The 14,852-nt window shown below is 69.6% G+C and carries 12 protein-coding genes; 5 read left to right on the forward strand and 7 right to left on the reverse strand.

Features of this window, described 5'->3' with window-relative positions; translation table 11 throughout:
* Positions 1-7 precede the first annotated feature (7 nt).
* Positions 8-1,294 carry a sensor histidine kinase gene (locus tag HNQ07_RS10245; RefSeq protein ID WP_184111341.1) on the reverse strand — a complete coding sequence of 429 codons (1,287 nt, stop codon included), beginning with the start codon at positions 1,292-1,294 and terminating at the stop codon, positions 8-10.
* Between the two features lie 453 nt (positions 1,295-1,747).
* On the opposite strand from HNQ07_RS10245, the gene HNQ07_RS10250 reads away from it, so the two are divergent.
* The 3 genes from HNQ07_RS10250 to HNQ07_RS10260 all read left to right on the forward strand — a co-directional run bounded on the left by HNQ07_RS10250 (position 1,748) and on the right by HNQ07_RS10260 (position 6,846).
* Entirely contained in the window at positions 1,748-4,690 is a 2,943-nt protein-coding gene (locus tag HNQ07_RS10250; RefSeq protein WP_184111343.1) for a CheR family methyltransferase, read from the forward strand.
* Positions 4,691-4,892: 202 nt separating this feature from the next.
* Positions 4,893-5,540, forward strand: coding sequence for a phosphoribosyltransferase (locus HNQ07_RS10255; protein WP_184111345.1), 648 nt, complete (start codon positions 4,893-4,895; stop codon positions 5,538-5,540).
* Positions 5,533-6,846, forward strand: coding sequence for an erythromycin esterase family protein (locus HNQ07_RS10260; RefSeq protein ID WP_184111347.1), 1,314 nt, complete (start codon positions 5,533-5,535; stop codon positions 6,844-6,846). The genes HNQ07_RS10255 and HNQ07_RS10260 overlap by 8 nt, the downstream gene beginning before the upstream one ends.
* A 27-nt stretch (positions 6,847-6,873) precedes the next feature.
* Here the strand turns inward: HNQ07_RS10260 and HNQ07_RS10265 are convergent, their stop codons facing one another.
* The 6 genes from HNQ07_RS10265 to HNQ07_RS10290 form a co-directional block, all read right to left on the reverse strand.
* Complete coding sequence (locus HNQ07_RS10265) at positions 6,874-7,101, reverse strand: hypothetical protein (protein WP_184111349.1); 228 nt, start codon at positions 7,099-7,101, stop codon at positions 6,874-6,876.
* A gap of 276 nt (positions 7,102-7,377) precedes the next feature.
* On the reverse strand, positions 7,378-8,145 hold the full coding sequence (locus HNQ07_RS10270; protein ID WP_184111351.1) for a hydroxypyruvate isomerase family protein: 768 nt from the start codon (positions 8,143-8,145) through the stop codon (positions 7,378-7,380).
* A 37-nt stretch (positions 8,146-8,182) separates the two neighbouring features.
* Positions 8,183-9,055 carry an ABC transporter permease gene (locus HNQ07_RS10275; protein ID WP_221274908.1) on the reverse strand — a complete coding sequence of 291 codons (873 nt, stop codon included), beginning with the start codon at positions 9,053-9,055 and terminating at the stop codon, positions 8,183-8,185.
* On the reverse strand, positions 9,048-10,031 hold the full coding sequence (locus HNQ07_RS10280) for an ABC transporter permease (RefSeq protein WP_221274909.1): 984 nt from the start codon (positions 10,029-10,031) through the stop codon (positions 9,048-9,050). The genes HNQ07_RS10275 and HNQ07_RS10280 overlap by 8 nt, the downstream gene beginning before the upstream one ends.
* 52 nt (positions 10,032-10,083) lie before the next feature.
* Positions 10,084-11,589, reverse strand: coding sequence for an ABC transporter substrate-binding protein (locus HNQ07_RS10285; protein ID WP_184111353.1), 1,506 nt, complete (start codon positions 11,587-11,589; stop codon positions 10,084-10,086).
* Positions 11,586-12,086: an Lrp/AsnC family transcriptional regulator gene (locus tag HNQ07_RS10290; RefSeq protein WP_184111355.1), complete on the reverse strand. Its 501-nt coding sequence runs from the start codon at positions 12,084-12,086 to the stop codon at positions 11,586-11,588. The genes HNQ07_RS10285 and HNQ07_RS10290 overlap by 4 nt, the downstream gene beginning before the upstream one ends.
* A gap of 347 nt (positions 12,087-12,433) precedes the next feature.
* Here HNQ07_RS10290 and HNQ07_RS10295 point away from each other — a divergent pair, with 347 nt between their 5' ends.
* Together HNQ07_RS10295 and HNQ07_RS10300 are read left to right on the forward strand one after the other, a co-directional pair.
* Positions 12,434-13,240 carry an IclR family transcriptional regulator gene (locus HNQ07_RS10295; RefSeq protein WP_184111357.1) on the forward strand — a complete coding sequence of 269 codons (807 nt, stop codon included), beginning with the start codon at positions 12,434-12,436 and terminating at the stop codon, positions 13,238-13,240.
* Between the two features lie 10 nt (positions 13,241-13,250).
* Positions 13,251-14,825, forward strand: coding sequence for an ABC transporter substrate-binding protein (locus tag HNQ07_RS10300; RefSeq protein ID WP_184111359.1), 1,575 nt, complete (start codon positions 13,251-13,253; stop codon positions 14,823-14,825).
* Positions 14,826-14,852: the final 27 nt, after the last annotated feature.

Genomic DNA, 14,852 nt, shown 5'->3' on the forward strand with positions numbered 1-14,852 from the left:
GCGGACCTTATTCGAGGACCGTGGGCTGTTTGGGCCACGCGATCCAGAAGGTCGCGCCGTCCCCCACCCGGCCCTGCCCCCACAGCCGCGCCTCGAACCGCGCGCAGATGCGCCGGGCGATGGCGAGGCCCATGCCGGCGCCCGGATACGCGGACTCGGGGTGCAGGCGCCGGAACGGCGCGAACAGGCGGTCGCTGTGGCGCGGGTTGAAGCCCACGCCGTTGTCCTCGAAGCGCAGCACGTACTTCGTGTCCTGCTCCTCGACGCTGATGTGCACGCGGGCCGGGCGGCCGGGCGCGGCAAATTTGGCGGCGTTCTCGAGCAGTTCCGTGAACACGAGCTGCATGGCCGTGCTGTCGGCCAGCACCGTGGGCAGCGGCTCGGTGGTGACGTGCACGGCGTGGCCGGCGTGGTGCAGGGCCTTGCGGACCTCCAGCACCACGCGGTTGAGGTCCAGCGGGGCGAGCCGCAGGCGCATGGCGCTGGCGCGGGTGTAGCTCAGCAGCGCGCTGGCCAGCATCTCCACGCGTGTCACGGCGCGGGCGATGTGCTCGAAATGCTCCGGGTGCTGGGCGGCGAGTTCCGGCGCGTCCTGCTGGAGCACGTGCACGAAGGCGGGCACGCGCCGCATCGGGGCCATCAGGTCCTCGGCCACGGCCAGCGCGAAGGTCTGGAATTCCTGGCTGAGGTCGCGGATACGCGCGGTGCGCTGGTTGACGCTCTCCTCCAGGGTCTCGGTGAGTTTGAGGAGGTGGTCCTGCGCGGCGCGTTCCGCGCTGATATCGATCAGGGCGAGCAGCGCCACGCCGCCGGGCCGCGCCCGCGCCTCCACCCGCGCGGGAAAGGACGGTCCCTGGGGCCGCTGGATCAGCAGTTCGCCCAGCAGTGTTTCTGGACTGCCCGGCAGCCGGGCGCGCATCAGCGCGAAGTCGCCGCGCGAACTGGGCGCCAGGCACTGGGCCATGGACCGGCCACGCAGCCGCGCCGGGTCGATGCCCAGCAGCAGCGCGGCGCGGCGGTTGGCGTCGGTGATCAGGCCCTGCGCGTCCAGGCTGAGGTAACCGACCGGCGCGAACTCGTACAGAGCGGCGTAGTTGTCGCGGGCCTGCTCGAGCTGCAAGACGGTCTCGCGCAGCTGCTCGTTCTGGAGTTGCAGCTCGATCTGGTGCACGTCGAGTTCGTGCTGGAGGGCGTCGCTGGAGCCGCTGCCACCCAGCCGGGTGCGCTGGTGCAGGCGCCGCTCGGCCTCTTCACGCAGGGTGGGGCCGGTCGGGGGGGTGGCGGGGTCATCCATGGGCACGTCCTGGCGGGTCGAGTGAAGCCCGGGAAAGGGTAGAAGCAGACCACGGGCAGAGTGGTCCGCGCGGGGAGTGCCCGGAACACAGGGGAACGCGCCGCGGCATCTGGGCCCACCATCGGCGGCCGGCCGACCCGGGTGAACGTCCGTGGCCGGGGGTCTTGCACCCGTGGACTCGGGAACACACCATAAATCTTGCGTCAGACAGCGGCCCGGAGATGATTGCGCGATGAAGTCAGCAGCGGCAGCCCTGTGGCTACGGTAAGTGAATGGTTAAGGCGTCTTCATGCGCGGAGGGTCACGGCCACGGCCCGGTACGGAAGTGTGGAGTCCGCTCCGACCGCACGTCTGAACCGCGTGGCCGCCAGCGTGTGGTGGCCCGGCAGCGCCGACCGGACGCCGCACGGTACAGTGGATGCTCGGCGCCCGCACCACACGACCAGGAGCAGTATGTCCGACGAATCTTTCCCTAAGGCCGATCTGCCGCTCGCTCCGCGCGCGGTGGTTGCCATCGGCGGCTCTGCCGGAGCGCTCGACGGCTTTGAACGCTTCTTCCTGGGCCTGCCCCCGGGGGGCGGCATGGCCTACGTGGTCGTGTCGCACCTGAGCCCCGAGGGCACCAGCCTGATGCCGGACCTGCTGCGCCGCTGCACGCCGCTGCCCGTGCAGACCGTCGAGGACGGCGTGGAGGTGCAGGCGGACCAAGTGTACATGATTCCCAGCAACCGCAGCCTGGGAATCCTGAACGGCCGCCTGCTGCTGGACGACCTGGAGCAGGCGCGCGGGCACACCATCGACCTGTTCCTCAGTGCCCTGGCCGCCGACCAGGGCGAGCACGCGGTCGCGGTGATTCTCTCGGGCATGGGCAACGACGGCACCGAGGGCGCGCACGAGATCAAGAAGCGCCGTGGCCTGCTGCTGGTGCAGTCGCCGGACAGCGCCGATTACCCGGCCATGCCGCAGAGCGCCGTGGAGACCGGACTGGCCGACGGCGTGTGGTCGCCCGAGGAACTCGCCCCGCGGCTGTACCAGATGGTCACGCACGAGCCGCTTCTGCAGCTCAGCCGCAGCGCGCAGGACAGTCCCTTCCTGCACAAGATCCTGCTGCTGGTCCGCACCCAGACGGGCCTGGACTTCACGCGCTACAAGGCGACCACGCTGCTGCGGCGCATCGACCGGCGCATGAAGGGCCTGCACCTCGACTCGCTCGCCACGTACCACCAGTACCTGCAGCGCCACACCGACGAGGTGGTCGCGTTGATGGAGGACTTCACCATCAACGTCACCAGCTTCTTCCGCGACCCCGAGGCCTTCGAGAGCCTGCGCGCGCAGCTTCGGCCCACCATCGCCAGCCGCGACCGCGACGCCCCGCCGCTGCGCGCGTGGGTGGTGGGCTGCTCGACCGGCGAGGAAGCGTACTCGCTGGCGATCCTGCTGCGCGAACTGCAGGAGGGCACGGCCGGCCCGCCCGCGCAGGTGTTCGCCACCGACATCGACCAGCGGGCCATCGACCGCGCCCGGCACGGCGAGTACCCGCTGTCCATCGAGCAGCAGCTCAGCCCGGATCTGCTGCGCCGCTACTTCACTCGGCAGGGCGACACGTACACCGTGATTCCCTCGCTGCGCGAGTCGGTGGTCTTCGCCGTGCACGACACCTTCAACGACCCGCCCTTCACGCGGCTGGACCTGCTGTCGTGCCGGAACATGATGATCTACCTGAACACGGACCTGCAAAAGGAAATCCTGTCCGTGTTCCACTACGCGCTGCTGCCCGGCGGCCTGCTGTTTCTCGGGGCGAGCGAGACGATCGGTCTGCAGGAGGAGCGCTTCCGCTCGGTGGACGCGCGCTGGAAGCTGTACCGCCGCGGCGACGCGCCCGCCACCGCAGTCGGCGGCCTGAGCGTGCAGACCCACGATCCCATGTCGCGCCTTGCGTCGTGGGCGGGTCGCCGGCCCGCGGCGCGCATGAACCTGTCGCTGCACGCGCAGCAGGCCCTGCTGAACACCTTCACGCCTCCGGCGGTCGTGGTGACGATCAGCGGTGAGGTCCAGTACGTGAGCGGCCGCACCGGGCGTCACCTGGAACTGGCGCCGGGCCTGAACAACACCAACAACGTGCTGGACATGACCCGCGACGGCCTGCGCTACGAGCTGGCCGCGACCCTGCGGCGGGCCGCGCAGGAAAAACGCGAGTTCACGCTGCGCGACGACCGCCAGCCCAGCGGCGGCGGGGGGTATGTCACCACCGATATCATCGTGCAGCCGTTCAGCCACCCGGACGTCGAGGGGCTGCTGCTGGTGGTGTTCGTGGACCACCAGTCGGCCGAGGCGCCGGTGCGGTCCGTGGAGCACTTCGACGAGGCGCGCGCCCTCCAGCGCGAGATGCAGGCGCTGCGCGCGGCGCTGCAGGCCAACCGGGAACAGACGCTGATCACCGACGAGGAATTCCGGACGACCAACGAGGAATACCTGACGACCATCGAGGAACTCAAGAGCACCAACGAGGAACTCATGACGTCCAAGGAGGAGCTGCAGTCGGTCAACGAGGAACTCGTCTCGACCAACACCAGCCACCAGCAGACGATCTTCGAGCTGGCGCAGGCGAACGACGACATGACCAACCTGCTGGACAGCGCTGGTATCGCCACGCTGTTCCTGGGCAGCGACCTGCGCATCAAGCGCTTCACGCCGGGCGTCACGGCGCTGATCAACCTGATTCCGTCCGACATCGGGCGGCACATCAGCGACATCAACCTCAAGCTGCGCGACGCCGCCCTGGACCGGCTGGTGCGCGAGGCGCTGCTGACCCTGTCGCCGGTCGAGCTGCCCCTGCAGTCCACCGACGGGCACTGGTTCCTGACGCGCATCAGCCCCTACCGCACGGCACAGAACCATATCGAGGGCGCGGTGGTGGCCTTCACGAACATCGACGCCATCCGCGCCCTGGAGGAGCAGGTCACCCGCTACCGCGACTACGCCGACGCCCTGCTGGAGCGCAGTCCATCCCCCATGCTGGTCTTCGACGACGACCTGCGAATCCAGGCGGCCAACCGCGCGCTGTACGACCTGATGGGGCTGGTGCCCGACAGCGCCGTGGGCGAGCGGCTGCCGGACCTGGGCGACCGGCAGCTCGACCAGTGGCGGCTGCGCGACGGCCTGGACGCCCTGGTGCTGGCCGACACGCCGCTCAGGGATCTGGTGCTGGACTTCGTGACGCCCGAACGCCGCGTGCGCAAGCTCAAGGCCGAGGCGTGGTCGATCGTGACCGAGCACACGCCTGCCCTGCACGTGCTCCAGCTGGAGGACGTGACACCGCTGATGGACTCGGTCGAGCAGCAGGGCGCCGAGTTCACCGGGCAGGCCGGCGACGTCAGCGACATGAACAACGCGTAAGCGCCAGGACCGGAGCACCACGACCGGCCGGCGTGAACCGGTCGTGGACGTCGGCCCGCCGTTTTCTCACGCCACGCGCGGGCCACGCCCCGGCCGCCTTCAGCGACCTGTCATGCTCCGGCCCGCCGCGCGGAGTTGACTGGACGCCACGCTGGACGGCCAGGACGCTCACGTTCCAGCTGTCCCGGTGGGGAGGCGGAGGATGACGGAGGGATTCAGGGACCGCTCGGACGCCGGAGAGCAGCTCGCCGCGCACCTGCGCGGCCGGCACGGCTGGCCGGACACGGTGGTGCTGGGCCTGCCGCGCGGCGGGGTGCCGGTGGCCGCGGCGGTGGCCCACGCCATCGGGGTGCCGCTGGACGTGTGCGTGGTGCGCAAGCTCGGCAGCCCCGGGAACGAGGAACTCGCGGTGGGCGCCGTCGCTCCGGGAGGCGTGCGCTGGCTCAACCACGACCTGATCCGCCGCCTGGGCGTGACGGCCGCCGCATTGGCCGACACCGAGGCCCGCGAGCGCCAGGAGCTGCGGCGCCGGGAACGGGTCTACCGCGCCGGCCGGCCGCCGCTGACCCTGACGGGCCGCACGGCCCTGCTGGTGGACGACGGCCTGGCGACCGGCGCAACCATGCGGGCGGCCGTGCTCGCCGCGCGGGCGCTGGGGGCCGCCCGCACCGTGGTGGCAGTGCCCGTGGCGGCTCCGGACGTGTGTGGGGACCTGCGGGCGCTGGCGGACGAGGTGGTGTGCGTGCTCACCTCGCCGGCGCTGCGGGCGGTCGGGCAGTTCTACGCGTCGTTCCCGCAGACGACCGACGCGGAGGTCATGGACGCGCTGCGGGAGGTGGCCCATGCGTGACCTGCGCGCCCACGCCCGCCCCGTCACGGGCGCAGATGACGATCTTGACGCGCTGGTGGACGCCATCGGGCCGGCACGGTTCGTGCTGATCGGGGAACCGTCGCACGGCACGCACGAGGCTTACCGCGAGCGCGCCCGCCTCACCCGGCGGCTGATCGAGCGCCACGGGTTCACGGCGGTGGCGGTGGAGGCCGACTGGCCCGACGCCGCCCGCGTAAACCGCTTCGTGCGCGGCCAGGGCCACGACGCGAGCGCGCGCGACGCCCTGGCGGACTTCCAGCGCTTCCCGCGGTGGATGTGGCGCAACACCGAGGTCGAGGCGTTCGTCACGTGGCTGCGTGGGCACAACCACGCCCGGCCGGAGGCGGCCGCGGGCTTCTACGGCCTGGACCTGTACAGCATGCACCGCAGCATGAAGGCCGTCGTGGACTACCTCGTGGACGTCGATCCGGAGGCCGCGCGGCGGGCACGCGAGCGCTACTCGTGCTTCGAGCTGTTCGGCCCGGACCCGCAGGCCTACGGATACGCGACCGGTCTGGGCCGCGTGGACCCGTGCGAGGAGCAGGCGGTGCAGCAGCTCCTGGAACTCCAGCGCCACGGCGCGGCCACGGAGGGCGGGCACCCGGACGGAGACGAGCACTTCTATGCCGAGCAGAACGCGCGGCTGGCCCGCAACGCGGAGTCGTACTACCGCTCGATGTTCCGGGGCCGCGACGAGTCGTGGAACATCCGCGACATGCACATGGCCGAGTCGCTGGGCGCGCTGGACCAGCACCTCAGCGCGCAGGGCACGCCCGCGAGGACCGTGGTGTGGGCGCACAACTCCCACCTGGGCGACGCGCGGGGCAGCGCGATGGGCTGGCAGCGCGGCGAGCTGAACCTGGGGCAGCTGACGCGGCAGATGTGGCCGGACCACACCTTCATCCTGGGCCAGACGACGGCGGGCGGCAGCGTGCTCGCCGCCGACACCTGGGACGGGCCGGGCCACGTGAAGACGGTGGTCCCGGCGCTGCGCGGGAGCGTGGAGGACCATCTCCGCGCCGTCAATCTGCCCGCGTTCTGGCTCGACCTGCGCGACCCCCCGGTGCAGGACGCGCTGGGCGCCGAGCTGCTCCAGCGCTTCATCGGCGTGATCTACCGCCCGCAGACCGAACGCTGGAGCCACTACGTGGAGACCCGGCCCGCCGAGATGTACGACGCGGTCCTGCACCACGACACCACGCGCGCCCTGACGCCGCTCGACAGCGCCGGCGACGACGGGCACCGCGACGGCGAAGCGCCCGACACCTTTCCCACCGGGGAATAAGCCGGGCGCTCGCGGGGCGGACCGGGGTCAGCTCGAGGTGTCCTCGTCTTTGGGCCGGTCGGTGTCGATGGGGATCATGGGAATGCCCATGCCGGTGCCGGTCGCGGTGCCGCCGGCGCCGCCCAGCCCGGTCGGCGGGATGATCACGCCCAGATGCGGCCGGGGCTCACCGGAACTCTGGTGGTCGGGGTCGAGGTTGCCGGACTCGCGCTCGATCTCTTCGACGGACTTGCCCAGCGGGGTGGAGTCTTCCATGGTGCGGTACCTCCGGGAGAATCGGAACGGTTGGACAGGTGCGGACGCCGGCATCGTCGCATGTGGACCATGAGCGTGGTGGGGAACCCACCAAGAACTGGTGTGGATGCTCAGGGAGGCGGGCTGAAAGGCTGTTCGCCGTGCTCACGCTGACTGCGCTGGCCGCCTCCAGGGCCGCGTGGCACTGCTCCACCTGGGTGCGCTGTTGGCGCCGTGGCCGATGACATCGACCTTGAACCCCACCGAGGTGCGCGGGCAGGACGACACCCAGTGGGATCACCCCATAGCGGCCTGGCACAGCTCGAAGGCGCTCCGCAGGGCCGCGACCGGCTCGCCCTTCGGAACGAACTCGTGCGCGATGAAGCCGTCAAAGCCGGTCCCCTGCACCGCCCGGAACACCGCGCCGTAGGCGATCTCCTGCTCGTCGTCCAGGTCGTGCCGACCAGGGTTTCCAGCCGTGTGGTAGTGGGCGATGTGCGGGTGGTTCGCCCGGATGGTGCGGATCACGTCACCCTCCATGATCTGCATGTGGTACACGTCGTACAGCAGCTTCACGCGCGGCGACGCCACTGCCTCCACCACCCGCACGCCCCACGCGGTGCGGTCGGCCGCGTAGTCCGGGTGGTCCACGCGGCTGTTGAGCAGTTCCAGCACCAGCGTCACGCCGGCCGCTTCCGCGTGCGGGGCGACGGCGCCCAGCGCGTCCACCGTGGCATCCAGGCCTCCTTCCGGACCGGCGCCGGGCCGGTTGCCGCTGAACACGATCAGGGTGGCGATGCCGTGCTGCTCGGCCAGCTTCACGGACGCCAGGAGTTCGCCGTGGATGCGCGCGTGCTGCGCAGGGTCGTTCAGCCCCTGCGTGAGGGACGCGTGGCCGCCCACTGCCGCGAGGCGCAGGCCCACGTCGGCCGCGACGGGCCACAGGGCCGGGTCGAGCAGGTCCACGCCGGTGTAGCCGATGTCCGCCGCCGCGCGCAGCAGCGTACGGGGATCGGCATGGTCCTGGGCGAAACTCCACCACGCGAAGGACTGCTCGATGGTCATGGCGTCACTGTAGCCCGGCATGGGCCCTGGACCCGGCTCAGCGCAGCAGTTGCCGCAGCCTGGGGTCGAGCAGGTCGCGCAGGCCGTCGCCGACCAGATTGAAGCCGAGCACCGTCAGCATGATCGCCACGCCGGGGAACAGGCCCAGCCACGGCGCCTGGAGCAGGTACGAGCGCCCCTCGGAGAGCATCAGGCCCCAGCTCGACGCCGGGGGCTGCGTGCCCAGGCCGAAGAAGCTCAGCGAGGACTCGGCCAGCACGGCGAAGGCCAGGCTCAGCGAGGTCTGCACGATGATCGGCCCCAGGGCATTGGGCAGGATGTGCCGCCACATCGTCCGCAGGTCGCTCTGCCCCAGCGCCTGCGCGGCCACCAGGTACTCCTCCTCGCGCACGGTCAGGATGCTGCCGCGTGTGATGCGCGCGAAGATCGGCATGTACACGACCGCGATGGCGATCATCGCGTTCTCCACGCCGCGGCCCAGCACGGCCATCACGGCGATGGCCAGCAGCAGCGCCGGAAACGCCATGAAGATGTCCATGACGCGCATGATCACCTCGTCCAGCCAGCCGCGGTAGTACCCGGCCAGCGTGCCCAGCGTGACCCCGGCCGCCGCCGCGAGGCTCACGGCGATCAGCGCGACCCGCAGGGACGTCCACGCGCCGGCCAGCACGCGCGACAGGATGTCCCGCCCGAAATTGTCGGTGCCCAGCAGGTGCGCGGAGCTGGGCGGCCGGAACGGCACCGTGAAGTCCATCTTGTTCGGATCGTATGGCGTGGCGACCTGACCGGCGAGGGCCGCCAGCAGCACCACCGCCAGCAGGATCACGCCCAGCAGCATGGTGCGGTGGCGCAGCACGCGGGCCAGGACACCGGTGCGCCGGGGCGGAGCGGTCAGGGCCACCTCAGCCATAGCGCACCCGGGGGTCAAGCGCGCCGTACAGCAGGTCGATCAGGAAGCTGGACACCGAGTAGATCACGGCGGTCAGCAGCACGGCCGCCTGCAGGATCGAGTAGTCGCGGTTCAGGGTGGACTCCAGCGCCAGCCGGCCCAGGCCCGGCCACGCGTACACGATCTCGACGGTCACGACCCCGCTGATCAGCGTGGCGAGCTGCAACCCGATGATGGTCACGATGGGAATGGCGGCGTTTCGCAGCACGTGCCGGGCCATCACCACGCGGGCCGCGAGCCCCTTGGCGCGGGCGGTCCGCACATAGTCCAGGCGGATCACCTCCAGCAGCGCGCCGCGCACGAAGCGGATCATGATCGCGCCGCTGACCACGCCGGCCGTCACGGCGGGCAGCAGCAGGTGCCCGGCCCAGCCGGCCACGCCGCCCTCCTGCACGCTCTGGTACCCGCTGGAGGGCAGCCAGCGCAGGCGCTCGGAGAACAGGTAGATCAGCATGACGCCCAGCCAGAAGTCCGGCAGGGACACGCCCAGCTGACTGACCAGCCCGGCCAGCAGGTCGCGTTTGCCGCCGGGCCGCAGCGCGGCGGCGATGCCCAGCGGCACGGCGATCACGAGGCCGATCAGCAGGGCGCTCAGGGCCAGCGCCGTGGTGGGCCAGATGCGCGGCTGCACGATGCTGCCGATGGCCTGCCCGGTCACCAGGCTGGTGCCGAAATCGCCGTGCAGCACGCCGCCCAGCCAGCGGCCGAACTGCACGTACAGCGGCGCGTCCAGGCCCATGCGCTCGCGGAGCTGCGCGACCGCCGCGTCGGTGGCCTGGATGCCCAGCACCACGCGGGCCGGATCGCCCGGAATGAACTGCACCAGCAAGAACGTCATGACGCTGACGCCGAGCAGCACCAGGGCCACGCTGCCCAGGCGGCGGACGAGATAGGCGACGGTCAGGGGAACCCTCCTTTGCGCGGGGCGGCGAAACACGGGTCCCGCCGCCGGCCAGGAGTGCCCGGCCGGGGCGGGACACAGAGTAGATTTACTTGCTCAGCCAGGTGTTCACGAACTTGATCGCCTGGTCGGCCCGAGCGGCGTAGCCGTGCACCTTCGTCGAGTACGCGTTCACGTTCGACGGGTTGTACAGGTAGATATACGGCGCGTCGTCCACGACCAGCTTGTTGATCTGCGTGTACAGCGGCTTGCGCTGGGCGTCGCTGGTCGCCACGCGGGCGGTGTCGAGCAGCTTGTCCACGGCGGGGTTGCTGTAGCCGGTGAAGTTGAAGCCCTCGCCGGTGCGCTGCTGCGCGTAGTAGTACTCGTCCGGGTCGATCATGGCGTTCCAGCTCAGGACGTACAGGTCGTAGTTGCCCTTGCCCTCTTCCTCCAGCCACTGCGCCCACTCCAGGGTGCGGATGTTCGCCTTGATTCCCAGCGGCGCGAGCTGTGCCTGGAGGATCTGCGCGATGCGCACCGATTCCGGGTACTGCCCGGTCACCATGATGCTGGTCTCGAAGCCGGCGACCGCACCGCCCTTGCCGAGCAGGGCCTTGGCCTTTTCGAGGCTGCCGGTGTACGGCGCGTACGTCTGCCCGAACTCGTTGACGGCCGGGATGGGACTCTGGTTGGCGACGCCCTGCCCGAAGATGGCGCCCTGCACGATCTGGTCGCGGTTGATGACCTCGGCCATGGCCTGGCGTACCGGCTTCTGGTCGAAGGGCTTGTGCTTGGTGTTCACGCCGATGTACCAGTACGAGAACGCCGGGATCGAGTCGACCTTCAGCGCCGCGTTGGTCTTGAGGGTGGGGATGTCCTGGGGCGGCACGGCCATCACCCAGTCGACGTCGCCGCTGACCAGCGAGGAGCGGCGCACGCCCTCGTCCGGCACGACGCGGATGTCCACGCCGTCCAGGTACGGCAGGCCGGCCTGCCAGTAGTTGGTATTGCGCGCGAGCTTGACGCCCACGCCCGGCTGGTACGACGTGATCTTGAAGGGGCCGGTGCCCACCGGCCGGGTGGCCACGGACTTGTCGGCCACGCCCTCCTTGGCGAAGATGCCGGTGGCCTTGCTGGTCAGGTCGCCCAGGATGTTCGTGCGTGCCTTGCTCAGCGTCAGCACGACGGTGTTCGCGCTGGGGGCGGTCACGGCCGTCACGCCCGACAGGTGGTACGCGTTGCCCGAACCGGTCTTGGGATCGCGCAGGCGGTTCAGGCAGTACGCGACGTCGGCGGCGCTCAGGGCGCGGCCGTTGCTGAACTTCACGCCCTGGCGCAGGGTAAACGTCCAGGTCTTGCCGTCGGCGCTGGCCTTCCACGCGGTCGCCAGCGACGGAATGATCTTGCCCTTGGCGTCCACCGTGACCAGCGTGTCGAGCACGTTTTCGAGGATCTGGAACGACGAGTACGCGGACGTGACGTGCGGGTCGAGGTTGGCGGGTTCCTGCGTCCACGCGGCCTTCAGGATGCCGCCGCGCACCGGGGTCTGGGCATGCGCCGCGCCGAGCAGGATCACGCCGAGGGACAGGGCCAGGGTCAGGGATCGTTTCATTTCAGGACCTCCAGGGAACTCGAATCGGGCTGTGGCTGGGCGGACGGGTTGACCGTTTCCCAGTCCCACACGGTCTTGCGGATGTTGATGACCTGCACGGTGTCGTACTCGTGCACGTCGGGGTGGTTCAGGTACCGCTGCGTGAAGTCGAAGAGGCCGCGCAGATCCTGGTGCATGGATTCCACGACCACGTTCTTCTGCCCCAGGCCCACGCCCAGGTAGCAGACCTCGCTGGCCTCCTCCATGCGCGTGCAGAAGCGCTCCAGGGCGTCCGGGCGGATGCGGGCGTAGGTGGTCGCCAGGATCGGCACGCCCAGGCTGATGGGATCGGCCACCGCGATGATGCGTACCGATCCCGAATCGGTCAGGGCGTTGACACGGTTGCGCACCGTGCCCTCCGTGACGCCGACCTGCCGGGCGATTTCCCGGAACGACGTCCGGCCGTCGGCGCGCAGGAACCGCAGGATCTTCCAGTCCAGATCATCGAGCGAGAGCATGTCCCTCCTGGGTGGCGAGTGATGAAGTGCGCTGTTCGTATGGCCAAAGAATACGCGATCCTTCGACAGATTTCAAAATTTGTATGCAATGCGTAGCAGAACAGGGTCAGAACTGAGGATGGCGGTCCGGACCGGCCCCGGTGGAGGGCCGCGCCAGACGCGACGGACATGAAGTGGTTTGTAGCCGAACGACGCGCGTCACGTGCCCGGTGGCCATTCCGATTGGACAAGCTCGACGACAGTTGTCTACGCGAGTGGGCTCGGCTGGACCCGCTGGGCCTTGCGCCGACTTCATGATGTCGTTAGGATCAATCAAACGGTTTGAGAAGATCAACCAGGAGGCCACGGTGACCCAAGCCACCAGGGACGTTCCGCGCTACCTCATTCAGTCCGCCGCCCTCACACTCGAAGTCCTGCTGGTGTTCGGCCGCCCGCCCTACCGCTACACACCCTCCGAGATGGCCCAGCAGCTCGACCTGGACCGCAACCAGGCGTTCCGCTGCCTGCGGACCCTCCAGCACGTGGGCTTCATCCGGATGGACGAGGACGACCGCTTCGTGCTGACCACGCTCGTCGATCAGCTGGCCGCCGCGTCTCAGCCGCAGCCGACCTTCGTCAGCGCCGCGCAGCCGTTCATGGACGAGGTCTCGCAGTCCACCGGCGAGACCGTCAACCTGTTCGTGCTGGACGGCGACCAGATGACCAGCGTGGATCACCGCGACGGGGTGCGCCCGGTGCGGCTGGTCACCGAGCCCGGCCGCCGCACGCCGCTGCACGCCGGCGCGTGTCCCAAGGCCGTGCTGGCCTACCTGCCCCCGGCGGAACAGGACGCCCTGCTGGCGCAGTTGCCGTCCCTGCCCCGCTTCACGCCCCATACCGAACTGGACCCGGACGCGCTGCGGGCCGAACTCGGCCTCACCCGATTGCGCGGCTACGCGATCAGCGACCTCGACATCGACGAGGAGGCCCGCGGGGTCGGCGCGCCGATCTTCAACGCGTCCGGGCACGCCATCGGCGCGATCAGCGTCGGCGGTCCGGCGTCGCGCATGACTCCGTCGCGGCTGGCGGAACTCGGCGACACGATCCGCTCGGCCGCGCAGCGCATCTCCCGGCAGCTCGGTCACAACCGGTCCCCATCGTTCCCCCTTGAGTGAGGTGGCAGCTATGAAACGACGCACCATGACGCTGATTCTCGGTACCCTTCTGGCCGGCGCGGCCGGCGCCCAGAGTGCCGACCCGAACGGCACCGTCACCTTCGTGACGACCGCGGACCCCACCTTCAACCCGTGGAGCCCGAACGCCTTCGTCGAGTCCAACCTGATCAACGAGCTGCTGTTCCCCGGTCTGACCCGCTGGGACAAGGACCTCAAGCCGGTGCCGGACCTGGCGACGTCGTGGAAGGCGTCCGCCGACGGCCTGAAGTGGACCTTCAACCTGCGCAAGAACGTGAAGTGGTCCGACGGGCAGCCCCTGACGGCCGACGATGTGGCCTTCACCTTCAACGACCTGGTGCTGAAGAAGGAACTCGGCGCCAACCAGGGCAGCACGTGGCGCAACTCGGTGACGAAGGTGAACGTGGTCAACCCCAGCACCGTCGAGTTCATCCTGTCGCGCCCGTGGGCGTCGCTGCCCACGTACCTCGCGTACTACGCGGGCATCCTGCCCAAGCACTCGTTCCAGGGCGTCACGGACCCGTGGAAGTTCACGGCCTTCAACAAGCAGAACCCGGTCAGCTCGGGGCCGTTCAAGATCTCGCAGGTGGTGTCCGGCGCGACGGTCCGCATGGTGCGCAACGACAACTACTGGGGCGGCAAGCCCAAACTCCAGGGCGTGACCTTCAAGGTCGTGCCGGACAGCAACGCACAGCTCGCGCAGCTGCTGTCCGGCGACGTGGACCTGATCGCCATCGGCAACCCCGAGACGGTCGACCGCGTCAAGAGCAGCCCGAACCTCGCCATCGACATCGCCACCGCGAACATCTACTACTTCGTGGCGCTCAACCAGGACGACGCTCGCTTCCAGGACGCCCGCGTACGCCAGGCGCTGCTGTACGCCATCAACCGCCCGGCCATGATCTCCAGCGTCCTGAAGGGCTACGGGCAGGTCGCCACCGGTCCCATCGCACCCATCCAGAAGACGTACTACAACGCCAGCGTCCAGCAGTACCCCTACGACCCCGCCAAGGCCAAGGCGCTGCTCGCGCAGGCCGGCTGGAGACCCGGCCCGGACGGCACGCTGATGAAGGACGGCAAGCCCTTCGTGATCAGCATGCCCACCGCGTCGTACCAGCAGCTCGTGCCGATCTCGCTGCTGGTGCAGCAGTACTGGAAGGACATCGGCGTGAAGGCCGAGATCAAGACCATGGACTGGAACTCGTACATCCAGCAGGTGATCGTCAAGCGCGACTACCAGGCGTCTGCCGCGTGGTGGTCCACCCCGGCCGACCCGGACGTGCTGCCGTACTACGACTCCTCGGCTGCGAACGTGGGCAACAACATCCCCAACTACAAGAACCCCAAGCTGGACACGCTGCTCGAGAACGGCCGCAAGGCCAGCAGCCAGCTCGCCCGCCGCGTCGTGTACAACGAGGCGCAGGCGCTGATGGCCAAGGAGCTGCCGTACCTGTACCTGTGGTACCCGCAGAGCATCACCGCGTACAACAAGCGCGTCCAGGGCATGCGCGGCATCACGCAGGCGGCCGATTTCCAGTACGCCAACGAGTGGTTCGTCACGAAGTAAGCGGACAGGGCGCCCACGCGGGCGCCC

Origin of the sequence: Deinococcus metalli (assembly GCF_014201805.1) — a bacterium.
Lineage (GTDB): Bacteria > Deinococcota > Deinococci > Deinococcales > Deinococcaceae > Deinococcus > Deinococcus metalli.